General features: G+C 63.9%; 27 protein-coding genes. 19 read left to right on the forward strand and 8 right to left on the reverse strand.

Translation table 11 applies throughout. The features are described 5' to 3' along the window. Nucleotides 1-211: 211 nt before the first annotated feature. Both R6G97_RS18580 and R6G97_RS18585 read right to left on the reverse strand, forming a co-directional pair. Nucleotides 212-1,411, reverse strand: coding sequence for an amino acid aminotransferase (locus R6G97_RS18580; RefSeq protein ID WP_090346528.1), 1,200 nt, complete (start codon nucleotides 1,409-1,411; stop codon nucleotides 212-214). Nucleotides 1,412-1,651: 240 nt separating this feature from the next. Then, nucleotides 1,652-2,677: an Ldh family oxidoreductase gene (locus R6G97_RS18585; RefSeq protein WP_317847339.1), complete on the reverse strand. Its 1,026-nt coding sequence runs from the start codon at nucleotides 2,675-2,677 to the stop codon at nucleotides 1,652-1,654. Nucleotides 2,678-2,834: 157 nt separating this feature from the next. Here R6G97_RS18585 and R6G97_RS18590 point away from each other — a divergent pair, with 157 nt between their 5' ends. The 7 genes from R6G97_RS18590 to R6G97_RS18620 all read left to right on the forward strand — a co-directional run bounded on the left by R6G97_RS18590 (nucleotide 2,835) and on the right by R6G97_RS18620 (nucleotide 9,427). Continuing rightward, complete coding sequence (locus R6G97_RS18590; protein ID WP_043214236.1) at nucleotides 2,835-3,707, forward strand: MurR/RpiR family transcriptional regulator; 873 nt, start codon at nucleotides 2,835-2,837, stop codon at nucleotides 3,705-3,707. A 26-nt stretch (nucleotides 3,708-3,733) separates the two neighbouring features. After that, nucleotides 3,734-4,486 (forward strand): transporter substrate-binding domain-containing protein, encoded by a 753-nt coding sequence (locus R6G97_RS18595; RefSeq protein WP_317847340.1) that lies wholly within the window; start codon nucleotides 3,734-3,736, stop codon nucleotides 4,484-4,486. A 128-nt stretch (nucleotides 4,487-4,614) separates the two neighbouring features. Then, nucleotides 4,615-5,334: an ABC transporter permease gene (locus tag R6G97_RS18600; protein ID WP_043214234.1), complete on the forward strand. Its 720-nt coding sequence runs from the start codon at nucleotides 4,615-4,617 to the stop codon at nucleotides 5,332-5,334. Next, nucleotides 5,331-6,041, forward strand: coding sequence for an ABC transporter permease (locus R6G97_RS18605; RefSeq protein WP_317847341.1), 711 nt, complete (start codon nucleotides 5,331-5,333; stop codon nucleotides 6,039-6,041). The genes R6G97_RS18600 and R6G97_RS18605 overlap by 4 nt, the downstream gene beginning before the upstream one ends. A gap of 16 nt (nucleotides 6,042-6,057) precedes the next feature. Then, on the forward strand, nucleotides 6,058-7,302 hold the full coding sequence (locus R6G97_RS18610; protein ID WP_317847342.1) for an NAD(P)/FAD-dependent oxidoreductase: 1,245 nt from the start codon (nucleotides 6,058-6,060) through the stop codon (nucleotides 7,300-7,302). A 24-nt stretch (nucleotides 7,303-7,326) separates the two neighbouring features. Continuing rightward, nucleotides 7,327-8,112, forward strand: coding sequence for an amino acid ABC transporter ATP-binding protein (locus R6G97_RS18615; protein ID WP_043214230.1), 786 nt, complete (start codon nucleotides 7,327-7,329; stop codon nucleotides 8,110-8,112). Nucleotides 8,113-8,617: 505 nt separating this feature from the next. Beyond that, a complete protein-coding gene (locus tag R6G97_RS18620; RefSeq protein ID WP_317847343.1) occupies nucleotides 8,618-9,427 on the forward strand; it encodes a gamma-glutamyl-gamma-aminobutyrate hydrolase family protein in 810 nt (269 codons plus the stop codon). A 133-nt stretch (nucleotides 9,428-9,560) separates the two neighbouring features. On the opposite strand, the gene R6G97_RS18625 is transcribed toward R6G97_RS18620, so the two are convergent. Continuing rightward, nucleotides 9,561-10,331 (reverse strand): AraC family transcriptional regulator, encoded by a 771-nt coding sequence (locus R6G97_RS18625; RefSeq protein ID WP_317847344.1) that lies wholly within the window; start codon nucleotides 10,329-10,331, stop codon nucleotides 9,561-9,563. 105 nt (nucleotides 10,332-10,436) lie between these two features. On the opposite strand from R6G97_RS18625, the gene R6G97_RS18630 reads away from it, so the two are divergent. Both R6G97_RS18630 and R6G97_RS18635 read left to right on the forward strand, forming a co-directional pair. Further along, the gene (locus tag R6G97_RS18630) at nucleotides 10,437-11,252 is read left to right on the forward strand and encodes a sulfite exporter TauE/SafE family protein (RefSeq protein ID WP_253132397.1); all 816 of its coding nucleotides are present in this window, start codon (nucleotides 10,437-10,439) and stop codon (nucleotides 11,250-11,252) included. Nucleotides 11,253-11,326: 74 nt separating this feature from the next. After that, the gene (locus tag R6G97_RS18635; RefSeq protein WP_043214223.1) at nucleotides 11,327-11,656 is read left to right on the forward strand and encodes a hypothetical protein; all 330 of its coding nucleotides are present in this window, start codon (nucleotides 11,327-11,329) and stop codon (nucleotides 11,654-11,656) included. 103 nt (nucleotides 11,657-11,759) lie between these two features. On the opposite strand, the gene R6G97_RS18640 is transcribed toward R6G97_RS18635, so the two are convergent. Next, the gene (locus R6G97_RS18640) at nucleotides 11,760-12,920 is read right to left on the reverse strand and encodes an MFS transporter (RefSeq protein ID WP_090346513.1); all 1,161 of its coding nucleotides are present in this window, start codon (nucleotides 12,918-12,920) and stop codon (nucleotides 11,760-11,762) included. A 389-nt stretch (nucleotides 12,921-13,309) separates the two neighbouring features. On the opposite strand from R6G97_RS18640, the gene R6G97_RS18645 reads away from it, so the two are divergent. Further along, nucleotides 13,310-14,527 (forward strand): amidohydrolase family protein, encoded by a 1,218-nt coding sequence (locus R6G97_RS18645; protein WP_317847345.1) that lies wholly within the window; start codon nucleotides 13,310-13,312, stop codon nucleotides 14,525-14,527. Nucleotides 14,528-14,545: 18 nt separating this feature from the next. Here R6G97_RS18645 and R6G97_RS18650 read toward each other — a convergent pair whose 3' ends face one another. Next, nucleotides 14,546-15,433 carry a LysR substrate-binding domain-containing protein gene (locus R6G97_RS18650; RefSeq protein ID WP_043214218.1) on the reverse strand — a complete coding sequence of 296 codons (888 nt, stop codon included), beginning with the start codon at nucleotides 15,431-15,433 and terminating at the stop codon, nucleotides 14,546-14,548. 114 nt (nucleotides 15,434-15,547) lie between these two features. Here R6G97_RS18650 and R6G97_RS18655 point away from each other — a divergent pair, with 114 nt between their 5' ends. Both R6G97_RS18655 and R6G97_RS18660 read left to right on the forward strand, forming a co-directional pair. After that, nucleotides 15,548-16,222, forward strand: a complete 675-nt coding sequence (locus tag R6G97_RS18655; RefSeq protein ID WP_289717381.1) for a class I SAM-dependent methyltransferase — start codon at nucleotides 15,548-15,550, stop codon at nucleotides 16,220-16,222. Nucleotides 16,223-16,391: 169 nt separating this feature from the next. Further along, nucleotides 16,392-17,276 carry a DMT family transporter gene (locus tag R6G97_RS18660; protein ID WP_289717382.1) on the forward strand — a complete coding sequence of 295 codons (885 nt, stop codon included), beginning with the start codon at nucleotides 16,392-16,394 and terminating at the stop codon, nucleotides 17,274-17,276. On the opposite strand, the gene R6G97_RS18665 is transcribed toward R6G97_RS18660, so the two are convergent. Then, on the reverse strand, nucleotides 17,277-18,188 hold the full coding sequence (locus R6G97_RS18665; protein WP_090346494.1) for a hypothetical protein: 912 nt from the start codon (nucleotides 18,186-18,188) through the stop codon (nucleotides 17,277-17,279). It lies immediately after the preceding gene. Between the two features lie 206 nt (nucleotides 18,189-18,394). On the opposite strand from R6G97_RS18665, the gene R6G97_RS18670 reads away from it, so the two are divergent. The 6 genes from R6G97_RS18670 (at nucleotide 18,395) to R6G97_RS18695 (ending at nucleotide 23,632) form a co-directional block, all read left to right on the forward strand. Continuing rightward, nucleotides 18,395-19,375 carry an aliphatic sulfonate ABC transporter substrate-binding protein gene (locus R6G97_RS18670; protein ID WP_043211657.1) on the forward strand — a complete coding sequence of 327 codons (981 nt, stop codon included), beginning with the start codon at nucleotides 18,395-18,397 and terminating at the stop codon, nucleotides 19,373-19,375. A gap of 16 nt (nucleotides 19,376-19,391) precedes the next feature. Beyond that, entirely contained in the window at nucleotides 19,392-20,756 is a 1,365-nt protein-coding gene (locus R6G97_RS18675) for an LLM class flavin-dependent oxidoreductase (RefSeq protein WP_043211655.1), read from the forward strand. A 134-nt stretch (nucleotides 20,757-20,890) separates the two neighbouring features. Next, nucleotides 20,891-21,727 (forward strand): bifunctional allantoicase/(S)-ureidoglycine aminohydrolase, encoded by an 837-nt coding sequence (locus R6G97_RS18680; protein ID WP_043211653.1) that lies wholly within the window; start codon nucleotides 20,891-20,893, stop codon nucleotides 21,725-21,727. Nucleotides 21,728-21,828: 101 nt separating this feature from the next. Then, entirely contained in the window at nucleotides 21,829-22,428 is a 600-nt protein-coding gene (locus R6G97_RS18685) for an START domain-containing protein (RefSeq protein WP_043211670.1), read from the forward strand. A 213-nt stretch (nucleotides 22,429-22,641) separates the two neighbouring features. After that, nucleotides 22,642-22,929: a hypothetical protein gene (locus tag R6G97_RS18690; protein WP_043211651.1), complete on the forward strand. Its 288-nt coding sequence runs from the start codon at nucleotides 22,642-22,644 to the stop codon at nucleotides 22,927-22,929. 88 nt (nucleotides 22,930-23,017) lie between these two features. Then, nucleotides 23,018-23,632 (forward strand): Yip1 family protein, encoded by a 615-nt coding sequence (locus R6G97_RS18695; protein WP_043211649.1) that lies wholly within the window; start codon nucleotides 23,018-23,020, stop codon nucleotides 23,630-23,632. A gap of 18 nt (nucleotides 23,633-23,650) precedes the next feature. Here the strand turns inward: R6G97_RS18695 and R6G97_RS18700 are convergent, their stop codons facing one another. Continuing rightward, on the reverse strand, nucleotides 23,651-23,914 hold the full coding sequence (locus R6G97_RS18700) for a DUF1652 domain-containing protein (protein WP_043211647.1): 264 nt from the start codon (nucleotides 23,912-23,914) through the stop codon (nucleotides 23,651-23,653). A 334-nt stretch (nucleotides 23,915-24,248) separates the two neighbouring features. Here R6G97_RS18700 and R6G97_RS18705 point away from each other — a divergent pair, with 334 nt between their 5' ends. After that, on the forward strand, nucleotides 24,249-24,476 hold the full coding sequence (locus R6G97_RS18705; RefSeq protein WP_043211645.1) for a DUF6555 family protein: 228 nt from the start codon (nucleotides 24,249-24,251) through the stop codon (nucleotides 24,474-24,476). A gap of 27 nt (nucleotides 24,477-24,503) precedes the next feature. Here R6G97_RS18705 and R6G97_RS18710 read toward each other — a convergent pair whose 3' ends face one another. Continuing rightward, on the reverse strand, nucleotides 24,504-25,388 hold the full coding sequence (locus R6G97_RS18710) for a pirin family protein (RefSeq protein ID WP_317847346.1): 885 nt from the start codon (nucleotides 25,386-25,388) through the stop codon (nucleotides 24,504-24,506). Nucleotides 25,389-25,469 lie beyond the last annotated feature (81 nt).

Genomic DNA, 25,469 nt, shown 5'->3' on the forward strand with positions numbered 1-25,469 from the left:
GCCCTACAGACGGTTGCACCTAAAGCGTCAGAATTTTCTGTAAGCGGGCTGCACTCAAACCAAACGGGTTGCACCTGGAAAAATGGAACGACCGTACGACCCTTCTACGACAAAAAAAGCCGCTCCCACGACTCATGCACGCACCGAAGCGCAGCAGGATCGATGGAAGCGGCCTTGTGATGAGAATGGGCCGCGCTGCGGCCCCGAGCGGTTACGCCGAATGCACAGCCGCAAACGCCTCGGCCACCCGACGCAGGTTAGCCGGACGCAGGCCGGACATGCACACCCGACCACTGTCGATCAGGTAGACGCCGAACTCGTCACGCAGGCGACGCACTTGGGCGACGCTGAAACCGGTGTAGCTGAACATGCCGCGCTGGCGCAGGAAGAATTGGAAGTCCTGGCCCGGCAGCAATTCGCCCAGCAGGTCGACCAGACCCTGGCGCATGTCGAGGATACGCTTGCGCATCACCTCGACCTCAGCCACCCATTGGGCGTTGAGCTCGGCATCGCCCAGCACGCCGGCCACCAGTTGCGCGCCATGGCAGGGCGGGCTGGAGTAGTTGCGGCGCACGGTGGCCTTGAGCTGGCCCAGCACGCTTGCGGTGGTGGCTTCGTCATCGCAGACCACCGACAGCCCCCCTACCCGCTCGCCGTACAGCGAGAAGATCTTGGAGAAGGAGTTGCTGACCAGGCACGGCACGCCGGCACGGGCCATTTCGCGGATCGCGTAGGCGTCTTCCACCAAGCCTTCGCCGAAGCCCTGGTAGGCGATGTCGAGGAACGGAATCAGCTGACGCGCCTTGACCACTTCCACCACTTGCTGCCACTGGTTCTGGTTCAGGTCGACGCCGGTGGGGTTGTGGCAGCACGGGTGCAGCAGGACGATGCTGTTGGGCGCCAGGCCTTGCAGGCACGCCAGCATGCCGGCGAAGTCCACGCCACGGGTGGTCGGGTCGAAGTACGGGTAGGTGTGGACCTTGAAGCCCGCACCTTCGAAGATCGCGCGGTGGTTATCCCAGGTCGGGTTGCTCACCCAGACCTCGGACTGCGGGAAGTAGCGCTTGAGGAAGTCGGCGCCGACTTTCAGGGCGCCGGAGCCGCCGACGGTCTGCACGGTGGCCACGCGCCCGCCGGTCACGGCCGGATGATCGGCACCGAACAGCAGCGCCTGAATCGCCTGGCGATAGCTGCCCAAGCCTTCCATCGGCAGGTACAGCGAGGCTTCGTGGGGCTGGTCGGCCAGGCGTTTTTCCACCTCGCCCACTGCCGCCAGTTGCGGCACCACGCCGGCTTCATCGTAGTACAGGCCGATACTCAGGTTGACCTTGTCGGCACGGGGGTCGGCCTTGAAGGTCTCCATCAGCGAGAGAATCGGGTCGCCGGCATAGGCATCGACATGTTTGAACACAGCGCACAGCTCCTTGGATCAGGACAGTTCGGGAAATGCTGCCCCGAGAATACCCTCAGTGAGGCTGGAGGAACATCACTGATGTGCAAGGTGTTCAATGCAGCCTTGCACGGAGCCCTGGGCCGCACCTTTGACTCGGCATCAGCGCTGCCCCTTTTGCGGTTAAACCCGCTCCCACAGGGGCTTGCGCAAGCCCTGTGAAAGCAGCGGTTGTATCCGCGAAGGCCGGCCCGGGCGCGTTCAGTCCGCCAAAGCCTTGAGCCCCTGCAGCTCCTGCTCGGTCAGCGCCACCCCTTCACGCTGCGCCACCTCGCGCTCACGGTAGCGCCGTTCCCCTGGCATGCGGGTCAGCCCCGCTTCCTGCATGTGATCGACCAGCGCTCGGCTGCGCTGGGCAAAGCGTTGCCCTTCGGCCTTGGTCGGGTCGATGACGATGATCAATTGCCCAGTCCAAGGCGTCTTCGCCCCCGGATGCCCGGACCAGTCGAACTCCCAGGAGAAATGCCCACCGGTCAAGGCCGCTGCCAGCAATTCGACCATCATCGACAGCGCCGAGCCCTTATGCCCGCCAAACGGCAGCAGTGCGCCACCTTCGAGAATCGCCTTGGGGTCGCAGGTCGGCTGACCCTGGGCATCCACACCCATGCCCGGCGGCAGTTGCTCGCCGGCCCGCGCGGCGATCTGTACATCACCATGGGCCATGGCGCTGGTGGCCATGTCGAAGACGATCGGATCGTGCCCGGCGCAAGGCGCGGCAAAGGCGATCGGGTTGGTGCCAAACAGAGGCTTGCGTGCGCCATGGGGCACCACGCAAGTCATGCTGTTGACCACGCTCAAGGCCACCAGCCCCTCGTCGGCGAACGGTTCCACGTCCGGCCAGAGCGCTGCGAAGTGATGCGAGTTGTGGATCGCCAGTACCGCGATGCCAGCCTTGCGCGCCTTTTCCACCAGCAAAGGCCGCGCTGCGGCCAGGGCCGGCTGGGCGAAACCACCACCGGCGTCGACCCGCACATAGCCAGGGGCCACATCGCTCACCTGCGGCTCGGCGCGCCCGTTGACCCAGCCACTGGCCAAGGTCGAGACATAACCGGGAATACGAAATACCCCGTGGCTGTGGGCGCCATCGCGCTGGGCGCTGGCGCAGTTGTAAGCCAGCGCCGCGGCGACCGGCTCGGCACAACCATGACGCTGCAGGATGCGTTGCAACAACGCCTGCAGCTCGGCGAAAGGCACGCGCACGACGGGGCTTACGGAATGTGCGGACATCTGGAGCTCCTGTTCTTGTACTTCTTGGACGTGGAATGGCTACAGCGCAAGCAATGGCAAAACTTATCCCGCGAATGACAGCTATCTGTCAATTGTTGACTTGATGACAGAAAACATCCATTTTCTATCGCAAGCCTCACCCATCCCGGAGTCGACCATGAGCCAACCGATCAAGCAACGCCTCGAGAGCAGCCTGCAAAGCGCCGCAGCCTCGGGCCGCAAGATCGCCAGCTACATGCTCGCCAACCTGCACGAGTTGCCGTTCCAGACGTCGGCCAGCATCGCGACCAAGCTTGGCGTCAGCGAATCCAGTGTCGGGCGTTTCTGTCGCTCCCTGGGTTATGCCCACCTCAAGGCGCTCAAGCAAGACCTGCAGAACGACCTGGGGGACGGCCCTTGGCTAGTGGGAGATCGCCTGCAAGAGTATCGCCAAGGCGAGGACGACAGCGAGAGCTCCGGCAGTCTTGACCTTGAAATCGCTGCATTGGTGCGCGTGCATGAGTACCGCCGCAGCCAGGCCTGGCAACAGGTCGCCCAGCGCCTGGCGAGCAAGCGCCGCGTGTTCATCGCAGGTTTCCAGACCGAGCGCGGCGTGGCCATGTGCATGAGCCATTTGCTGCAATACCTGCGTGATGGCGTGCAGCTGGTCGATGGCAGCGCCGGGCATTTCGGCGACGTGCTGCTGGGCCCTGCCCAGGACAGTGCCCTGGTGGTGTTCGAGGCGCGCCGTTACTCCCGCCATGCCCTGCTGCTGTGCAGCAAAGCACGCGAAGCGGGCATTCCGGTCACCCTGGTGACCGACACCTTCTGTGATTGGGCCGATGCCAACGCCGACGAGGTGTTCCGCATCCCCACCGAATTCAACCTCTTCTGGGAGTCCACCTCGGCAATGCTGTCGTGGGTGCACCTGATGGTCAACGAGGTCTGCAGGAAGCTGGGACCTGATGTTGAAAGACGCTTGGAAGCAACTGCCGCTCTACATAACGCATTCGTCGGCTACACCTCGTGGCCAACGGGAAAACAACAATAGCAAGAGTGAAAGTCCAGAGGTGTTAGATGAAAAAGACCCTGTCCGTGGTGGGTGTGTGCGCCCTGTTGCTGACTGGCGCGGCCAGCGCCGAGACCCTGCGCTTCGCGACCGAGGGCGCCTATCCGCCCTTCAACTATGTCGATGCCGATAACAAGCTGCATGGCTTCGACATCGACATCACCAACGCCCTGTGCGCGCAGATGAAAGTCGAATGCACCCTGGTGGCGCAGGACTGGGAAGGCATCATCCCGGCCCTGATGGCCCGCAAATACGATGCTGTGGTCGCCTCGATGATCGACACCGAGGAGCGACGCAAGAAGATCGCCTTCACCAACCACTACTACCGCACCCCGTTGACCGTCGCCGTGGCCAAGGACAGCCCGATCAAGGACGCCCAGGCCGACTTCAAGGGCTACACCGTCGGGGCCCAGTCGTCCTCCACCCAGGCCATCTACGCCGAAGACGTCTACGCCAAGGCCGGCGCCGATGTGAAGCTCTACCCGACCATGGACGAAGCCAACGCCGACTTGGCCGCCGGCCGCCTGGACGGGGTAATCGCCGACAAGTTCCCGCTGCACGAGTGGATGAACAAGAACGGCCAGGACTGCTGCAAGGTCCTGGGTGACGTCAACGGCACCAAGGCCGACGCCGCCATCGCCGTACGCAAGGACGACGTCGCCCTGCGCGAGCGTCTGAACAAGGCGCTGGCCGAAATCGTCGCCAACGGCACCTACCAAAAGATCGCCAGCAAGTACTTCGCCTTCGACATCTACAACTGACCTGACGCCTGCGGGAGCGGGTTTACCTGCGGATACGGCAGTGGACTCACCGACGTATTGGCGGGCAAGCCCGCTCCCACAGGATCGCTGTTGCCTTTCGATATCGATGTCGCTGAGGAGTCTCCTCCATGCTCGATCAACTGTCTTTGCTGTCGTTCGCCAGCGGTGGCTGGGGTCAGGCGCTGCTCGCCGGCGCCCTGGTGACCCTGTCGCTGGCCCTGGCCTGCCTGCCCATCGGTCTGCCCTTGGGCCTGCTCGTGGCCCTCGCCGCGCGCTCGCGCAAGCGCGCTGCACGCGCCTGGGCCACCAGTTTCTCCACGGTGTTTCGCGGCCTGCCGGAGCTGTTGACACTGCTGATCATCTATTACGGCTGCCAGATCGCCGCACAGAAGCTGCTGGCGGCGATGGGCTATGAAGGCGAGGTGCTGATCAACACCTTCCTCGCCGCGATGATCGCCTTCAGCCTGGTGTTCGCCGCGTTTTCCAGCGAAATCTGGCTGGCCGCCTTCAAGACGCTGCCCAAAGGCCAGCTGGAGGCTTGTTCGGCCCTGGGCCTGAGCAAACGCACCGGATTCTTCAAGGTGGTGCTGCCACAACTGACCCGCATCGCCCTGCCTGGGCTGTCGAACAACTGGCTGTCCCTGCTCAAGGACACCTCGCTGGTGTCGACCATCTCGCTGGTCGACCTGATGCGCCAGACCAACCTGGCGGTCAGTGTCACCAAGGAACCGATGTTCTTCTATGGCGTCGCCTGCCTGGGCTACCTGCTGTTCTCGGCACTGTCGGGGCGGGTCTTTGCCTTCATCGAACGACGCTGCAACCGTCACCTGCAAGGAGCCCGGGCATGAGCTTCGAACAACTGCTGGCCATGGTGCTCGACCCCGACCTGCTCGAACGCTACGGCGCGCGCTTCATCGACGGCTTGCTGGTGACCGCCAAGCTGGTGGCGATCTCCTTCAGCCTGGGCGCGGTGCTCGGGCTGCTACTGGCGCTGGCGCGCATGTCCCAAAGCCGCGTGCTGCAGCGCCTGTCGGCGGGCTACGTGTACTTCTTCCGCGGCTCGCCCCTGCTCGCGCAGCTGTTCTTGCTGTACTACGGCCTGGGCTCGCTCAAGGGCTTCTGGCAGGACATGGGCCTGTGGTGGTTCTTCCGCGAAGCCTGGTACTGCACGCTGCTGGCCTTCACCTTGAACACCGCCGCCTATCAGGCGGAGATCTTCCGCGGCAGCCTGATGGCCGTGGCCCCCGGCCAATACGAAGCGGCGCGGGCCTTGAGCCTCAAGCGCTCGACCACCTTCTTCAAGGTCATCCTGCCGCAATCGCTACTGGTGGCCATCGGCCCGTTGGGCAACGAACTGATCCTGATGATCAAGGCCAGCGCCATCGCCTCGCTGGTGACCATCTACGACTTGATGGGCGTGACCAAGCTGGCGTTCTCGCGCAGCTTCGACTTCCAGATCTACCTGTGGGCCGCAGTGCTCTACCTGGTGATCGTGGAGATCGTCCGCCGCGCCCTGAAACACGTGGAAGCCCGCCTGGGTCGCCACCTGAACTGACCGAAGGATACGCTCCATGCATTGCCAAACCATCGTTCTGGGCGCCGGTATCGTCGGCGTCAGTACCGCCCTGCACCTTCAGGCCCGAGGCCGCCAGGTCATCCTGATCGACCGCGACGAGCCGGGCAGCGGCACCAGCCATGGCAACGCCGGGTTGATCGAACGCTCCAGCGTCATCCCCTACGCGTTTCCTCGCAACCTGGGCGCCTTGCTGCGCTACGGACTTAACCGCCAACCCGACGTGCGCTACAGCTTCCTGCACCTGCCCAAGGCCGCCCCCTGGCTGCTGCGCTATTGGCAGCAGTCCGCGCCGGGCCGCCTGGCCAGTGCCGCCGCCGACATGCTGCCGCTGGTGCAACGCTGCGTCGAAGAGCACGACGCCCTGATCGACGCCGCAGGCCTTGGCGCACTGGTGCAGGCCAAGGGCTGGATCGAGGTCTACCGCGACCCTGCCCTGTTCGCCCAGGCCAAGGCCGACCTGCAGGGCCTTGCCCGCTGCAACCTGAAGTACGAGATTCTCGAACGCGACCAACTGCAAGCCCGGGAGCAACAGCTCGAGGGTGATGTGATCGGCGGTATTCACTGGCTGGACCCGAAGACCGTCAACAACCCCGGCGGCCTGACGCGCGGCTATGCCGCCCTGTTCATCCAGCGCGGCGGGCAGTTCATTCATGGCGATGCCCGCAGCCTGCGTCAGGTCGGCACCCAGTGGCAGGTGAACAGCCGCCGCGGCCCGGTCATTGCCGACGAGGTGGTGGCCTGCCTGGGTCCGCAGTCGGCCGACCTGTTCGAGCCCCTGGGCTATCGCTTCCCGCTGGCGATCAAGCGCGGTTATCACATGCATTACAGCACCCGGGACGGCGCCGAACTGGCCCACGCGGTCTGCGACACCCAAGGTGGCTACGTTCTGGCTCCGATGGCGCGTGGCGTACGCCTGACCACCGGGATCGAGTTCGCCGCCCACGATGCCCCCGGCAACGAGATCCAGCTGGGGCGCTGCGAAGCCCTGGCTCGCAGGCTGTTCCCGGCCCTGGGCGAGCGCCTGGACGACCGTCCGTGGCTCGGCCGGCGCCCCTGCCTGCCGGACATGCGTCCGGTGATTGGCCCGGCGCCACGGCATAAGAACCTGTGGTTCAACTTCGGCCACGCCCACCACGGCCTGACCCTGGGCCCGGTCACTGGCCGCCTGCTGGCCGAACTGGTCACAGGCCAGGCGCCTTTCACCGACCCGTCGCCTTACAGCGCCGCACGCTTCGACTAAACATCCACGCGGGAGAACAACAAGATGACCGCCGCCTCTCTGAGCCTTGCCAGTGTCACCCCCGAACCCGACGCGCGCCCAGTGCTGATCCGCATCGAGGGCCTGAACAAGCACTACGGCGCCTTCCATGTGCTGCACGACATCAACCTGCAGGTCCGCGAAGGCGAGCGCATCGTACTCTGCGGCCCCTCAGGCTCGGGCAAGTCGACTTTGATTCGCTGCATCAACCGGCTGGAGATCGCCGAACAGGGCAGCATCCACGTAGCCGGCACGGACCTGGCCGCCACCAGCCGCCAGGCCGCCCAGGTGCGCAGCGAGATCGGCATGGTGTTCCAGCACTTCAATCTGTTCCCGCACATGAGCGTGCTGGACAACTGCCTGCTCGCCCCCACCAGCGTACGCGGTCTGTCGCGCAAGGACGCCGAGGAACGGGCGCGCATGTACCTGAGCAAGGTCGGCATCGAGAGCCAGGCGCACAAGTACCCCAGCCAGCTGTCCGGCGGCCAGCAGCAGCGGGTGGCCATCGCACGGGCGCTGTGCATGAAGCCGCGCATCATGCTGTTCGACGAACCCACCTCGGCGCTGGACCCGGAGATGGTCGCCGAAGTGCTGGATGTGCTGGTGCAACTGGCCGGTACCGGCATGACCATGCTCTGCGTCACCCATGAAATGGGCTTCGCCCGTCAGGTGGCCGAGCGCGTACTGTTCCTGGAAGGCGGGCAGATCATCGAGGACAGCCCACCGGAGGTGTTCTTCAACCACCCGAAAACCCAGCGGGCACAAGCGTTCCTCAAACAAATCCTGCACTAGCGCGCATCAGCGCTCCCTCTCTGGATAAGCACCGCCCCTGTGGGAGCGGGTTCACCCGCCAATGCGATAGTGAATGCACCGTCGTATTCGTGGGTAAACCTGCTCCCACCGCGTTTTTGGCGTCCGGATGGAGCTGGCTGGTTTTTAGTGAGATGGGAACGGGAAGGCCCCCTCGTGCGGGTATTGCAAACCACCAAGCCCCTATACCCGCCGGCACTCATTGCACCCATGCAAAGACCCAACTGCATCGTTAAATATTATTGACCTAACCCACCGCCAAACCCTTGTCACCGCAGGGCTCCAAGCCCTCAACCCCCCGAAAAACGGCGCCTTCACCCCTCGCCACTCGTTTGACATATCGAACGGCTCTGGCAAGCTATGAACAAGCCCCGACCGGAATCGCCTGCCAGGCGAGCCGGCAGTGCTCGGGGTTTCAGGACGTACTCAAGGCCGAGCCCGTGCGCCTGCACAACAACGACAGGATGAACCTGTCCCAAGGTGACATATGTCCAACAGCAACATTGGCAACAAGCAACCCTCCCTGCGCAAACCCGTCGTCCTGATGACCATGGGCAGCCAAGAGCGCAAAGGCCATGACTATCAGGTCATGACCCACAAATACATCACTCCGCTGGTCGAATTCGCCGGTTGCGTCCCGGTCCTCGTGCCCACCTGCTGTGGCGTCGAAGACCTCGAGACCTACCTGGACATGGCCGACGGCGTCTACCTGACCGGCGCGGGCAGCAACATCGACCCGGCCCTCTACGGCCAGGAAAACCAGACCCCGGGCAAGGTCCAGGACAAAGATCGCGACCTGTTCGACATTCCTTTGGTGAAAATGGCCATCGCCCGTGGCCTGCCGATCTTCGGTATCTGCCGTGGGATGCAGGAAATCAACGTGGCCCTGGGCGGTGACATCTACCAGAAGGTCTACGCCGAGCCAGGCTTCAACGATCACCGGGAGAATCCGGAAGATCCGGTCGAGGTCCAGTACCAGGCCGTGCACAGCGTCAAGGTCCAACCAGGCAGCTGGCTGCGCGAGAAGCTCGGCACCGACGAGATCCGCGTCAACTCCCTGCATGGTCAAGGCCTGAACAAGCTGGGCAAAGGCATCGAGCCGATCGCCCACGCTGAAGACGGCCTGGTCGAAGCGATCCACGCCCCGAGCATCTCGCCGTTCCTGTTCGCCGTGCAGTGGCACCCGGAATGGCAAGCCGCGAAGAACCCTGACTCGATCAAGATCTTCGAAGCCTTCGGCGACGCCTGCCGCACCCAGGTGCGCAAATCCCAGGGCAAGCGCAACCAGGCTGCCTGATTCTTCTTCGTTAGTTTTGATCGCGGGGCGGCGCAATGTCGCCCCCGCTTCCCCGGTCACCCTCTGCTGGTCCCAGAACACTTCCCGGAAGCGGGCGGCTGGCTTGTGCCTGTCTCCGCGATCGTTTTTTGCCTCACACCGCCGTGTGCCGTAGTGCCGACGGTGCCTCCCCCATCATCCGTCTATACATGCTGGAAAACGCACTCGGGCTCTCGTAGCCCAAATCCAGCGCCACCCGTGTCACCGACTCCCCCGCCGCCAGACGCGTCACCGCCGCCATCAGGCATGCCTGCTGTCGCCACTGGGCGAACGACAACCCCGTGAGCGTTCGAAAGCGCCGGGTGAAGGTACGAAGGCTCCAATTGAGCCGATGCGCCCAATCCAGTGGCGTGACGCGGATATCCGGTTGAGCCAGAAACGCCAGGCACAACTGCGCAACGCGTGGCTCCTGCGGAATCGGCGCAAACAGTGGCAATGGCCGGGCACGGCTCAGTTCAGCAAGCATCAAGGCGACCAGCAAGCCATCGCGCCCCTGGGTGTCGTACAACGCCGGGACATCGGCACTGGCCAGCAGCAGTTCGTGGAGCAAGGGGCTGACCAGCAAGGCCTCGCATTGCTCACCCGGCCTGGGCACCGCTTCGGGTTCGATGTAGAGGCTGCGTGTGCTGACACCCCGCATACGCACCTGATGGCGCTTACCGGGCGGTATCCAGACGCCGTTGTAGGGCGGAACTACCCAGGCGCCGTCATCGGTCAGCACATCCATCAAACCGCTCATACCGTAGAGAAACTGCGCCCGTCGATGGCTGTGCGCCGCCAGCAGCGTGCCAGGCGGGTAGTCGGTGCCGATGGCAAGCACGGGGCGGGGCGTTGCGTCCATGGTGTGCAAAGGAATGTTGCGCATGCCGATCGCCTTGGCCGAAAAACAACGATTATTGGCCATCGCGCGCAAGCCGGCCAGGCCGAGGCCCATTATCGTGCAGCCTTCATCCGCTCTGGAGGGCGTTGCATGTTCTACGCGTTGCTCGTCGCGTTCGGCCTGTGCGCAGGCGTCACCACGTTGTTGTTCGGCTTTGGCGGCGGGTTCTTCGCGGTGCCCTTGCTCTATGCGCTGCTGCTGGCCAGTCATGATGCGGGCTCCGTGGTCAGTCAGCATGCGATGCAGATCGCTGTAGCCACTTCCGCCGCGGTGATGATCGTCAGCAGTGCCCTGGCCAGCTGGCGTCATCATCGCGCCGGGAGCCTGGACTGGGCACTGGTGCGCCTGCTGGTGCCGGGCATCGGTCTTGGCGCCCTGCTCGGCGCCATCGCCGCGCTCTGGCTGGACAGCGACTGGCTGCGCTGGCTGTTCGTCGCCTACGTGCTGGCAAGCCTGCTCGATGGCTGGCTTCGCCCAGGCTTCGTCGCGAAGACCCGCTCGCAGCGTCCCCCGTTGGGCCCAGGGCACTCGACCCTGATCGGCGTGCCGATTGGTGCGGTGGCGGCGTTGTTGGGTGTTGGTGGCAGCGTCATGACCGTACCGTTGATGCGCCGACGCGGCGCGAGCATGCTGACCGCCACGGCCATGGCCAATCCGCTGTCGTTGCCCATGGCATTGGTGGCCACGCTGACCTACGCCCTGTTGCCTCAGGCGCAACTGACGCTGGGGGTGGGCTATCTGGGCCTGGTCAATCTGTATGCCGCGACAGCCTTGGTGGCGGGCGCCTGGCTGGGGATGGCACTGGCTGCACCGTTGGTCGGACGCATCAACGATACGCTCCATGCCCGCGCCTACCTGCTATTGCTGGGCGGCGTGTTGCTGACGATGCTCCTGGTGCGCAGCTGACGGCAAATTGCTGGCCCCCAGCCCTGCGAAGTGAAGGCAAACTCCCTTTTCCTTCATAAGCTTAGGACAGCATCATGCGGGTATTTCTAGCAACGATCGCCGGCTGTGTGATGGCCACGGCCGCCTTCGCAGCCCAAGCCAAGGCCCTGAACCAGAACGATCGTCAGGTATGCCACTGGGGTTCGCAAATCGCCGCCGATGCGCAGCAGGCCAAGCTTTCCGGCGTCACGCTGTATGCCACGCGTAAGAAGTTGCAGACGCGCAAATTCCCCAAGCCCTGGATGCGCATGACCGCCTTCGGCATCACCGAGCAGACCTACAACAGCCAGTCCCGGCTCAAGCCCGCGGCGATCAGGCAGACGTACTACGAGCAATGCGTACAGCATGCGATCGCAAAACGTTAATACGTTATATATCAGCAGGTTATGCGATTAATTTAACGTTTTTGTTTACATACATAGGGACTGAGCAGACTTGAGATCGAGGCGCAGTCCCTGTGGGAGCGGCTCAAGCTGAAGCCGACAACCGCTCCCCAGCCCTCTTCGAGCGGCCACCCAGGCACGTCACCGCAAACGCGATCACCAGCGCGCTGGTGCCCAACAGGAAGATCAACTGCTGATTCGATCCCTCCACCAGCAAGGCGATCAGGGCTGGGGTCACCGCCGCCGCGCCCATCAGGGTGATGCTCACCAGGGGCGTAAGTTTTCCGGTCGGGTCATTGGTAGTGATCAACGCCATGTAGTACGACAACGACAATACCCAGCCGAAGTTAATCAACAGCAGCGCCACGAATAACTGCATCGGGGTGCGGGTGTGTCCCGTCAGCATGGCGATCGACACGAAGATCGCCACCAGGCCCACGGCGATCATCAGCTGCCGGTTGACCCGCGCGCCCAACAGGCTAGGCAGCCCCGCCCCCGGCAAGCCGCCGATCGCAGAAAGGCCAAACGCCCAGCCGATATCGACACCGTCGATGCCCTGGTCACGCGCCAATTGGTCGATGAAGCCCCACACGCAATAGATGGCGATCTGCATGAACAGCATGCCCACCAGCGCGCTGCGCCCCATGCGCGACGAACCGCCCTGGGCGCACGTCCCCTCGCCGCTACCGATCAGCGCCGCGGGCTTGCGTGGCAGCGCAAGGCTCGCGCCGCAAATCAGCAGGTACCACAGGCCAAAGGAACACAGCGCCGTCACCGTGCCGCTCTGGGCCGCAAGCAGGGGCAAGGCGGCGGAAAACAACGAGTACTCAGGCGTCTGCAGCAACAGCATCAGGCCGAACGAGCGGTCCTGGTTGGGCAAACGACCCAACGTGGACACCGCATAGGCATAGATCAACCCGGCGCACGTGCCCGCCGCCAGGCGTACCAGCAGCAGCGTGCCGTTGCTCGGCGCAAAGGCGGTGGCCATGCTCAGCGCCACGCACAGCAACCCCACCCACAGACAGAGGCTGCGCCCACCCTGGCGTTTCATCACGATCGGGCACAGCAATGTGCCCAGGGTCATGCCGATCATCTCCACCGAGACGACCCAGCCCTGTTGATCGAGCGACAAGTTCAGTTGTTCGGTGACCAACCCCATGAAGATTGGTTGTACACCGCAGACGATGAATGAAGTGCAGGCGATGAAGATGAGGGAAGCACGTAGTAGCTTGGAGTCTTTGATCATGAATGGACCCTGACACGCTGCACAGCATCACCTGCTAGATCAGGTGACCCTGCCCACAGCGTTTGTTTTTATTGTTTGGGTGACTGGGCCCAATACGCCGCGATAGACGCCCCGCAGACCCAGGTGAGCGGTGGCTTGACCGCTCTGGGATGCAATCCTGGGCCTTGCCTGAGGCCTTTGAAAGTTAAATATCGGAATCGACTCCAGTGGGCTTTTTAATGCACGCCGATACCGCTTGCCTGTATCCAGAAACGCACTGCAATCGATGCCGATATTTAATTTGTGAGGCCCCTGGAGATTCCCTACCGTGTGTCGCTACATCCAACCAAGGGGCCATCGCCCGCCACCGTGCGCTTCGTCGAACCGGCCCCGATGATAAAAGGCCAGCCATGAACGACCGTGAGTTCATCAACGCCATCGACGCAGATGGCCTGCCCCTGAACATCGCCGTGAAGAACGGACGTATCACCCACATCGGTCCACAGCGCGCCGCCGTCGCCGCAGCCGAGACCATCGACCTGGAAGGCCTGCTGGCCCTGCCCGGCTTCGTCGATGGCCACATCCACCTGGACAAGAGCTTCGTTGGCGACCGCTGGCGCCCGCACCAGAACGTCGCCACCCTGCGCGAGCGCCTGGCGGTGGAAAAACGCGAACTGGCCAGCGCCCCACCGATCCTCGACCGTGCCGATGCCCTGATCCGCCAGGCCGCCACCTATGGCACGCTCGCCATGCGCTGCCACGTGGACGTGGATGCCACGACTGGGCTGAGCCATCTGAACGCCATTCTCCAAGCACGGGATAACTGGAAGGACCTGATCGACATCGAACTGGTGGCCTTTCCCCAGGCGGGCGTGGTGTCCTGCCCCGGTACCGCCGAAATCCTGGAAGCTGCCGTGCGTGAGGGTGTACAAGTGGTCGGCGGCATCGACCCGACGACGCTGGACGGCGATGCCGAAGCACAGCTGGACATAATCTTCGGCATCGCGGAGCGCCATGGGGTGAAGGCCGATATCCACCTCCATGAACCGGGCGAGATTTGCATTGCCCAGCTCGAACGCATCGCTGCACGCACCCGCGCCCTGGGCATGCAGGGCCTGGTTGCGGTCAGCCATGCGTATGGGTTGGGAGATGTGTCCGAGCAGGTGGTTGACCGAACCGCGCAGGTACTGGCCCACGCAGGTGTCTCGATCATGACCAATGCGCCTGGCGAGCATGCCTTTCCGCCGGTCTTGCGCCTGCGTGCAGGGGGGGTGCGGGTGTTCACCGGCAACGACAACATCCAGGATGCCTGGTGGCCCTATGGCAACGGCGACATGCTGCAGCGCGCGATGCTGGTCAGCTATCGCTCTGGGTTCAATACCGACGAGGAGTTGCGGGTTGCGCTGGACATGGCCACCGAGGCCAGCGCCGCCGTGATGGGCAAGACCGACTACGGCCTGAAGGTGGGCAACGAGGCGAGCTTCTTGTTGTTCAAGGCACCGAACGCGGCGGCAGCGGTGGCGGCGGCGCTGCACGAGCGATTGATCGTGCGCCATGGGGCGTCCTGGGGCGGGCCCGCCATCTTGCAGCTCAAGGCTGCTCAGTTCAGTCGTGAGATGCGCCGCTGAGTCGGCCCCTGGACGGAATCAGGCCGGTTCAGGTGCTTCGTCACGCAGGATGCCGATCAGGATGTCCGCCAGCGCCTTGACCATCGGGTCGGCCGTGGGCCGGTAGAAGATCGCCGCCTCGAACACCTTGATCGGCTTGAAACCCTCCTCGGCGCCCAAGACCCGATGCCCAGGCGTGACCACCCGGGACGGCAGCAGACTGACCCCCAGCCCATTGGCCACCGCCGCCTGGATACCGGCCAGGCTCGAGCTGGTAAACCCGATGCGCCAGCTACGCCCCATGGCCTCGACCGCGCTGATCATGTCGTCTCGATACAGGCCCCGCGGCGGGAAGGTCACCAAGGGGATCGGGTCCTGGGCAAAGCACGGGTACTGCGCGCTGTCGATCCATTCGATGCGTTCCGGCTGGCAGGCATTGGCCTCACGGCTGTGACGGCGTTGCTTGACCAGCACCAGGTCCAGCTCGCCACGGTCGTAGCTGCCCATCAGGTCTCGGCTCAGGCCGCCGGTGATCTCGAGCTTCACTTTGGGATGCTTGCGATTGAACGCCGCCAGCGACGCCATCGTCTTGCCGGCGACAAAATCGTCCGGCAAGCCGATGCGCACGGTCACCGTCACGCCGCCGGATAGCGCCTCGCTCAGCTGGTTGCTCACGGCCAGCAAATGCCGCGCATAACCCAACAGCATCTCGCCGGCATCGGTCGGATGCACTTCCCGGTTGCTGCGATCGAGCAACTGATGCCCGACCATTTCCTCCAACCGCCGCACCTTCTGGCTGACTGTCGACTGGGTAGAGTGAAGCCTGGCAGCGGCTGTGGTGAAACTGCCGCAATCGGCCACCATCACCACGGCCCGTAGCAGATCCAGGTCATAGATCGATCTATTGGGTTTCGCACTGTCTGTCATAGGCAAGATTCATCTTTCGAATACACGCAGTCCGAGCATCATGCCAGAAGCCCTGCGCCTTGGGTGGCGCGATCCGGCCTATCCTTGTGCTTGACCCCTCAGCGGACACGCCCGATGCCCACACCTGACGCCTCGCTGCTGCAAAGCTGGCAGCACAACGCCCAAGCCTGGATAGCCGCCGTGCGCAGCGGTGCCATCGAAAGCCGGCGGCAAGTCACCGACCAGGCCATCCTGCTCGCAGTGCTGGGCCGCCAGCCTGAGCGCGTGCTGGACCTGGGCTGTGGCGAGGGCTGGTTGTTGCGCGCCTTGGCTGAGCGCGGGATCGAGGTGACGGGCGTGGATGGTGACGAGACGCTGGTTCAGGCCGCGCAGGCTGCCGGGGCGAGCCGTGTATACCAGGCGACCTACGAGCAGTTGGCGCAAAGGCAGGTGGACGTCGGCCAGGAGTACGACCTGGTGTGCGCCAACTTCGCCTTGCTGCATCAGGACATCATTCCGCTGCTCGACGCCATGGGCGCCCTGCTCGCCCCAGACGGCGCAATGGTGATCCAGACCCTGCATCCCTGGACGATGGCCAATGGCGATTACCAGGATGGATGGCGCAAAGAAACGTTCGCCGGATTTGCCGGGCAGTGGGCCCCGATGCCTTGGTACTTCCGCACCCTCGCCAGTTGGTTGAATGCTCTGGACATGGCCGGGTTGCGCCTGGTCAGCCTGCAGGAGCCGCAGCACCCGCAAAGCCCGGTACCGCAGTCGCTGTTGCTGGTTGCCCAACGCCAAGTCTTGTAGTGCCCTTTTCGCGAGTAAACCTGGGCCTGTCCCGCCCCCAACTGGATCCCTGAACATCCGCTTGGTTGCGACAGGATTCACACCAGACGCGCCAACCACACCCCGCCCCCTTGCTCCCCTTCGCGCCCACCCGCTAGCCTGCCTTCCTCTCCCGGACGGACCCTGCCCCATGCAACCGCGCGACCTTGCCGCCTATTCGTTCCTGGCCATCACCTGGGGGCTGTCCTTTCTGGTGGTGCTCAAGGTCGTGCATGCCTTCGGTTGGGTCGGCGCGGTCAGCCTGCGCTCGCTGATCGCCGGCGGCACGCTGGCCGTACTGGCGGCGCTGCTGGGGCGGGCGCTGCGCCTGCGCCCCTTGCTCAAGCCGCTGCTAGTCGTGGGCGCCACCACGGTGGCCGGGCAACTGATCGGTCTTTCCTACGCTACACCGCGAATCGGCACCGCCATGTCGGCGATTCTGGTGGCGACCATTCCGCTGTTCTCGATGATCATCGGTCGCGTCTGGGGCCTCGAGAAAATCACCCCCCAGGGCCTGGCTGGCCTGCTGTTGGGCGTACTTGGCATCGTCATGCTGGTGGGGTTCCCGGCGCAGGCCGTGACCGAAGACTTCATCCACGGCTGCATCGCTTCGGTCTTTGGCTGTCTGTGCGCTGCGTTCGGCAGCAACTATGCGAGCCTGCGCCTGCGCGGCCAGGACCCGTGGACGGTCACCGGCGGCGCCTTTCTCGCTGGCGGCCTGTTGACATTGCCCTTGTTGTGGGTGGTGCCTGTACCCACCGTGCCCCAGGCCAGCGACTGGCTGCTGCTGGCCATCAGCGGCGCGGTGATGAGCGCCACTACTTACGTGCTGTACTTCGGCCTGGTCGCGCGCATCGGTGCCACCCGTACCATCAGCGTGGAGTTCGTGGTGACCTTGGTGGCCGTGCTGATCGGCGCGCTGTTCCTCGGCGAAGCCCTGAGCCTTCTGCAGATCGTGGGCGGTGGGGTGATCCTGCTGGGCTGCATGCTGGTGCTCGGCTTGCTGCCGGGGCGCGGCAAGCGCCTGCCCAGCTGATCAGGCCCCCGGCACGTCCGGTGCCACATCCTGCGCCTGGGCGGTGTTGGTATCGATCGGTGGCGTCAGGCGCAGCACCCGGTCTCGCCCGCCTTCGGCGAGCAGGTAGCCACCCTTGCCGTCGGGAACGATGGCCTGAGGCGCCTTGAGGAAGGTCAGCACCGTGTGACGCTGCCCCTGGGCGTCGATGCGCAACAACCGTGCGCGGTGGGTGGAATCTTCGCTGATCCACAGACCACGCTGGTCGCAGAGCAGGAAGGTGGGGTTGCGCAGGCCGCTGGCCACCACCGGGTCCTGGCCATCCTCGCTCAGGGCACGGATTTGCCCGGCGCCCTTTTCGGTGTAAAGCAGGCGGCCATCGCTGCAGCGGGTCAGGCCCTCGGTTTCGGTCAGGCCTGAACGCAGGATGTCGAGCTGACCGCTGTGCCAGTCGTAGCGCATCAAGCGGCCATTGCCTTTGCGGTCTTCGATGGCATAGAGGTAATCGCCGTCGTTCCACAAACCCTGCACGCTTTCGCCATCGAACAGATGGGTCACCTGGCCATCCCGAGCAAGGCTGACCGGTGCTCTGCCGCCCTCCTGGCTGAACACCCAACCGCCTTGTGCAGCCACCATGCCATCAGGCTTGGACAAGCCCTCGATCATGACGACCCGATCGCCTTCGGCGGTGATCTTCAGGATGCTGCCACGGCCATCGTCCAGCTCGCGGCTCACCAACAGACTGCCGTCGGCCTGGGGCAGCAGCGACGCGGCCTTGTCCACCGAGCGGTGAAGTACCTGAACACCCCAGCCATCGGCGGCCTGGACGGGGTAAAAACTCTGCCAGGCAAAGAACCCCAGCGCGCTGGCAAGCACGCCGGCGGTGCCGGCCAGCAACACTTTCACAGCGCGTACGCGTAGGGCTCGTGCCATTGATCGTCTCCTTGGAAGAGGCGAAATCCTAGCAAGAGGATGTGAAAAAAATGTTGTCAGCCCTGCGCGGCCGGCCGTCTATGAAAAACAAAACGATATATAAAGAACAAAACATTCTAACTAAATGGAATTAAAAAATTGAAAGCCCTCGCGCGCCTCCTTAGGCTGGAGAACACCCCACCCAAGCCTTTCCAGGAGATCTTCCCGTGCCCGCCCGTGCCTTCTCTCCCCTTCGCCGCCTGCTGCTTGGCGGCCTGCTGGCCAGTGTCGCCAGTGCCTTGCTGCCTTGGTCCAACGCCTTGGCTGAAGACGCCAAGACCTTGCGCATCGGCTACCAGAAGTTCAACAGCATCAACATCCTCAAAGGCAGCGGCGCCCTGGAAAAAGCGCTGGCGCCGCAAGGCGTGAAAGTCACCTGGCACGAATTCGCCGCCGGGCCACAGTTGCTCGAAGCCCTGAGTACAGGCGCCATCGACCTGGGCCACGCTGCCGACGCACCGTCGGTGTTCGCCCAGGCGGCCGGCAAACCGGTGGTGTACCTGGCAGCCGAACAACCCTACCCCCGCGGCATCGGGCTGGTGGTGCGCGAGCAAGACCACATTGCCCGTGTCGAAGACCTCAAGGGCAAGCGCGTGGCCACCGGCCGTGGCTGGAACGCCCAGTACCTGCTGGCCGTGGCCTTGGAGCAGGCAGGCCTGAGCTACAAGGACATCACCCCCGCCTACGTCAACAACGCCGCCGACGCCGTGGCCGCCCTGCAGTCGGGCAGCGTGCAGGCTGTCACGCTGTGGGACCCGTTCCTGGCCGCAGCCGAACGGCAACCGGGCCTGAAAAACCTGCGTGATGGCAGCGGGCTTTCCAACAACCGGACGTTCTACCTCTCCACGGCCGCCTTCGCCGACCAGCATCGCGACCTGCTCAAGACCTTCTTCAACGAACTGGCCAAGGTCAGCCAGTGGGCCAATGCCAAGCCTGCCGAGGTCGCCAACCTGCTGGCGCCGCAGTTGGGCATCGGTGCCGACGTACTGGAGGTGGCCAGTGAACGGCGCAACTACAACGCCGTGGCCATTACCCCACAGATTGTCGCCGAGCAGCAGAAGCTGGCCGACACCTTCCAGAGCCTGGGCCTGATTCCGCGCAAGCTACAGGTGGCCGACGCGGTCTACCCGGCTTCCGTCCTGCCCTGACGCCAAGGAGCTCCGCATGCCGCGCCCGATTCGCTTCAACGCCTTCAGCATGAACGCCGCCAGCCACCAGTCACCGGGCCTCTGGCGTCATCCGCGCAACACCAGCGTGGATTTCAACCGCCTTGAATACTGGACGGACCTGGCTCGCCTGCTCGAACGCGGATTGTTCGATGCCCTGTTCATTGCCGATGTGCTGGGCATCTACGATGTCTACCAAGGCGGGCCGGACGCAGCCCTGCGTGGCGGCGTGCAGGTCCCGGTCAACGACCCCTTGCTGCTGGTGCCAGCCATGGCCGGGGTGACCGAACACCTGGGCTTCGGCGTGACCTTCTCGCTGACCTACGAACACCCCTACCCCTTCGCCCGACGCATGTCGACGCTCGATCACCTGAGCAACGGCCGAGTCGGCTGGAACATCGTCACCGGTTACCTGGACAGCGCCGCACGCAACCTGGGCCTGGCCCGGCAACTGGGTCATGACCAGCGCTACGACCTGGCCGAGGAATACCTCGAGGTGCTCTACAAGCTCTGGGAAAAGAGCTGGGACGACGATGCCGTGGTGCTCGAGCGCGAGACCGGCCGCTACATCGACCCGTCGCGCGTACACCCCATCGGCCACGCTGGCGAGCACTTCCAGGTGCCTGGCATGCACCTGTGCCAGCCCTCGCCCCAACGTACCCCGGTGCTGTTCCAGGCCGGAGCGTCGGCGCGCGGCCAGCAGTTCGCCGCGCGGCATGCCGAATGCGTATTCATCAGTGGCCCGACACCCACCGTGTTGCGCCGCTATGCCGACGGCATCCGCCAGGCCAGCGAGGTCGCCGGGCGTGGCCGCGATGAAGTGCTCATCTATGCCCAGGCCCTGCTGATCGTCGGCCAGACGCACGAACAAGCCCAGGCACGCTTTGCCGACTACCGCCGCCATGTCGATCTGGAGGCGGCCCTGGCCCTGCTGTCGGGCTGGACCGGCATAGACTTCGCAGGCCTGGAGCCCGACGCGCCCATCGAATATGTGGAGAACGACGCCGGCCGCGCGGCCCTGGCCGCCTTCACCGCCGCGGACCCCGACCGGCGCTGGACAGTACGCGAGGCGGCGCAGTTCGTTGGGCTGGGCGGTCGGGGACCGGTGCTGGTGGGCTCGGCGCAAGAAGTCGCCGACCAGCTGGAAACCTGGCTCGACCAGACCGGCATCGACGGTTTCAACCTCACCTACGCGGTGCAACCGGACGATCTGGCCAATGTGGTCGAGCTCTTGATACCCGAGCTGCAACGCCGCGGTCGCTATCCCTTGGCCTATGAAAAGGGAACCCTGCGCCACAAGCTGTTCGGCCAGGGCGATCGTCTGCCAGAAGCCCATGCCGGGCGCCTGGTCGACATTCACTGAATAAATACCGGACATTTCAACATTTAATTTGTGGATGCCACGGAAAGGCTCATATCCTGTCCGTGCATCCCCTGCGGCGCACCGGCCGGTGCGGTTCAACGGCACGGGGAAAGAACAACAAGTCGAGACTCTCCATGTCGAATCATTCGTACTTCGCCCCTCACGGTGGGCACCCAGGCCAAACCGAGCTGCTGACTGACCGTGCCATGTTCACCGAAGCCTATGCCGTCATCCCCAAGGGCGTGATGCGTGACATCGTCACCAGCCACCTGCCGTTCTGGGACAAGATGCGCATGTGGGTCATCGCCCGCCCGCTGACCGGCTTCGCCGAAACCTTCTCCCAGTACATCGTCGAAGTTGCCCCGGAAGGCGGCAGCGAGCGTCCTGAGCTGGACCCGAACGCCGAAGCGGTCCTGTTCGTGGTCGAAGGCGAGATCGACATCACCGTCGAAGGCAAGCACCACACCCTGGTCCCTGGCGGCTACGCCTTCCTGGCCCCGGGCGCCGACTGGAGCCTGCGCAACAACAGCAAGTCCAACGTCACCTTCCACTGGCTGCGCAAGCACTACCAGAAGGTCGAAGGCCTGGCTGTTCCGGAATCCTTCGTCACCCACCGCAAGGACGCCACCGTCATCGAAATGCCGGGCACCGAAGGCCGCTGGGTCACCACCCGCTTCGTCGACATGGCCGACATGCGCCACGACATGCACGTCAACATCGTGACCTTCCAGCCAGGCGGCGTGATTCCGTTCGCTGAAACCCACGTCATGGAACACGGCCTGTACGTGCTGGAAGGCAAGGCGGTGTATCGCCTGAACCAGGACTGGGTCGAAGTCGAAGCCGGTGACTTCATGTGGCTGCGTGCCTTCTGCCCGCAAGCCTGCTATGCCGGCGGCCCTGGCCCGTTCAGCTACCTGCTGTACAAGGACGTCAACCGCCACGTGCACCTGACGCTCAACCCACAGCGTTGAGTCCAGGCTGATGTCTCACAAGCCCGCCTTCATGGCGGGCTTGTCGTTTGTGTCCATACTTTTTGCACCCCACTGCTTGCGGACCTGCGTCCATGCCCCTGGTGTATCGTCTGTTGCTCGCCCTGCTGCTCCTGTTGCCAGCCCCCTTGCTGGTGGCGGCCGACTGGCGCCTGGCGCATCAGGAGGATGGCGTCGACGTTTATCTGAGCGCTGTGGAAGGCTCGCCCTACCAGGCGTTTCGCGGCGTGACCCGCATCAAGGCAAGCGTGCGTACCCTCACTGACCTGCAGGAGAACCTGCGGGTGGCCTGCAAATGGCTATATGCCTGCGCTGAGATGCGCTTGCTGGAAGTCGAGGGCGACAGTACCTGGGTCTACTTGGTCACCGACCTGCCCTGGCCGGCCCACCCCAGGGACATCGTGCTGCGCGTGCGCACCGAGCGCCTGAACGATGGGACCCTGATGCGCTACCTGAGCGCCGAACCTGGTAGGGTGCCCGCAGCGCCAGGGTTGATCCGCGTACGCCGACTACGCGGGGAATGGACCATGCGCCCGCTGGGGGAAAAGGAAACCGAAGTGAGTTATCAACTGCAGGCCGACCCGGCGGGCGACGTGCCGGGATGGCTGGCCAATCAGTTCGTGGTGGATGCGCCACTGGTCACCTTGCGCACATTGAAGGCCGTGGCCGAGCGTCAGCCCTAAGAGCATTCGCGGGTAACCCCGCTCCCGCAAGGATCACCCTAACCCCTGAGGAGCGGGTTCACCGCCAAACCAGGCCCCGTCCTGACAGCGCAAAAATAAACGCTCGATGAAATAGAAATAATTTGAACAACACCCCGGGAGAGGTTTCGAATGATAGATACCTCCGCGATCCTCCCAGGAGCCCGTCATGTCCCTACGTCCGCTGTGTCAGCCATGAAGGCCCACTACCGCGCTCCCTGCGCCAGCCTGGAGCTGGACTTCGTCCGCGATACGCTGTTCGGCCCGGTGGCTCATCGCGTGGAATGCCAGGTCCAGCTAGCCGCGCTCAACTTGCAAGGCTGCCCGGCGCTGCGCCTGCACATCGACCCACCGCTGCCGGAAAAACTCGACCGCGCCCACAGCGTGGCGTTCGTCTGGGACGGACGCAGCTATCACGGCGTGGTGCGTGACCATGCCAAATGCGGCGATGGCGGCATGAACCTAGTGCTTGAGCTGCAGTGAAGCGATCAACGGGCGACAGATAACCTGAACCCTGGGCGCTGGGGCTTCTCCATAAAAAGAGGACACGCTTGCCCTCGAGGAGATTGCCATGAACAGCCCCTTGCTCAAGCTCTTCACTCAACCGGGTGCCGCCTGGCTGGACATCCGCCGTGCCGAGGAAGCCCACCCGCAACAATACCTGCCACGCCTGCTGGCACTGGCGCTGATCCCGGCCGTGTGCCTGTTCATCGGCACCACCACGTTCGGCTGGAGCCTGGCCGCAGAGGATCGAGTACGCCTGAGCCTGGTCAGCGCTGCGCAGTTGGCGGGCCTTCTGTACGCCACGACCGTGGTCGGCGTCATGTTGATGGGCGTGATGATCCGCTGGATGTCACGAGGTTTCGACGCCCAACCCACCCTCAACCAATGCATCGGCTTTGCCGCCTATTGCGCCACGCCCTGGTTCGTCGCGGGCGTGGTGGGCCTGGTGCCGATGCGCTGGCTGGCCGTGCTGGCCCTGCTGGCAGCCTCGGCCTATGCCACGGTATTGCTCTATGGCGGCTTGCAGACGTTTCTGCGGCTTCGCAAGGAACAGGCCCTGCTGTTCGCAACCTGTGTCTGGGGTGTGGGACTGCTGTTGCTGGTGACCATCCTGGTGTCGATGATCCTGTTCTGGTTCAACGGCCTGATGCCTGAGTATGTGCGCCCGGCCAGCCTTGGCTGACCGGGTCTGCCGAGCCTTTCAGGCGATGGCCCTGGCCACGTGCGGATGACCCAGGCGCTGATCCTTGCGCAACTGGTTCACCAGTTCATGGACATCACGACAGCTATTGAGGCTGTCCAGGGGAATGCCGGTGACGGTCAGGCAATCGTCAAGCCCCTGTTCGTTGCCCAGACGAATGGTCAGGCTGACGCCGTCCGGGCAACTGACCTCGCAGCGGTCGGGCAGACAGGCCTGCTCGATCAGCTGGCGCATTTCCAATAGCGAAACTCCTATCAACGACATGGTTCGACCCTCTCTGTACTGGATGGCCTGTTGTGTGTGAGTACGCCCTGAATTGGCGCAGTGCCAATTGATATTGCGCATGTCCAAGCGGTCACTCATTTGCTGTAGCAATGAGTGCCTGGTGAATCCTCTAGCACCTTAGAAGAAGAGCCCGGCTTGACGCTGGCTGTTCGATCCAATGAAGCAGGCTTACGACGAGCGGTCTTGCCTGTGCCGCTGGTCGGGCAAGGGGGAATTCTTTCAAACTTTTGAGTAAGTCACAGTTTCCCACGGATAGGCCACGGAACGTCTTGCACGTGGCCAGCCTGCGCGGCTGCGCAAGGGATGGGGACCGATGATCGACGCCAAACTTTTCGTGATCGACTACGAACTGCACGGGCAGCACAAGTCGTTCGTGATCCGCGCCGAGCGGATGGACAACGCCGAGGCCTGGCACTGGGCCAGTTGCGATGCGGGAGTGGCCCGCATCGGACGCTACGGGCGCGAGAAGATCAAGAAAGTCAGCAAGCCGGTGGCCGAGCGTTACGGGATCAGTGATGTACAGTGGCGGCAGACCGGTTGAACGGCTGCCGCGCTGTGGCCCATCGACTCAATGCTGGGGGCCCTGCTCCCCCGCCATCTGGCCGAACCGCCCGGCCTGGAAGTCGTCGAACGACTCGGCGATCTCCGCTTGGCTGTTCATCACGAACGGGCCATAGCCGACGATAGGCTCATCGATTGGTTCGCCGCTGAGCAGCAGCAGGCTCACGTCTTCCAAGGCCTGCACCTGTACGTGCTCACCATCGCGCTCGAGCAGCACCAGGCTGGCCGGCCCGGTCTCACGCTCGCCATTGACCTGCACATTGCCCCGCAAGACCACCAGCGCAGCGTTGCGCCCTTGGGCGATGGGCAGTTGCAAGCTGGCACCGGCCGCAAGGCGCAGGTCCCAGACATCCATGGGCGTGAAGGTCCGAGCCGGGCCTTTGTGGCCTTGATAGTCACCGGCAATCACGCGCAGGGTACCGGCATCGTCTAGCAGCTTCACCACCGGGATATCACTGGCCAGCAGCGTCTGGTAGCCCGCTGCAGCGCGCTTGTCCCGGGCAGGAAGGTTCACCCACAGCTGCACCATTTCAAGGGTGCCGCCAGTGCGGGCGAAAGCCGGCGAGTGGAACTCCTCGTGCAGGATGCCGTTGGCAGCGGTCATCCACTGCACGTCCCCGGGGCCGATCAGGCCACCGGCGCCGGTGGAGTCGCGATGCTCCAGCTCGCCCTGGTAGACGATGGTCACCGTCTCGAAGCCGCGATGCGGATGCTGGCCGACACCGCGGCGCGCAGTGGTCGGGGTGAAGTCGTGCGGGCCGGCGTAGTCCAGCAGCAGGAACGGGCTGATGTGACGGGCCAGATTGTCATAGGTGAACAGACTGCGAACCGGAAAGCCATCCCCGACCCAATGGCCGTGAGGGCTACGATGAACACCCAGAATCTCTTTCATGAGAAGTCTCCTCTCTCAGATAGCTGGGTATAACACTACCTATGAGAACAATACTTCGGTAGATAGCAAAAACGGCCCTGA

The organism is Pseudomonas sp. HTZ2 (genome assembly GCF_033173945.1).
Taxonomy (GTDB): Bacteria; Pseudomonadota; Gammaproteobacteria; order Pseudomonadales; family Pseudomonadaceae; genus Aquipseudomonas; species Aquipseudomonas guariconensis.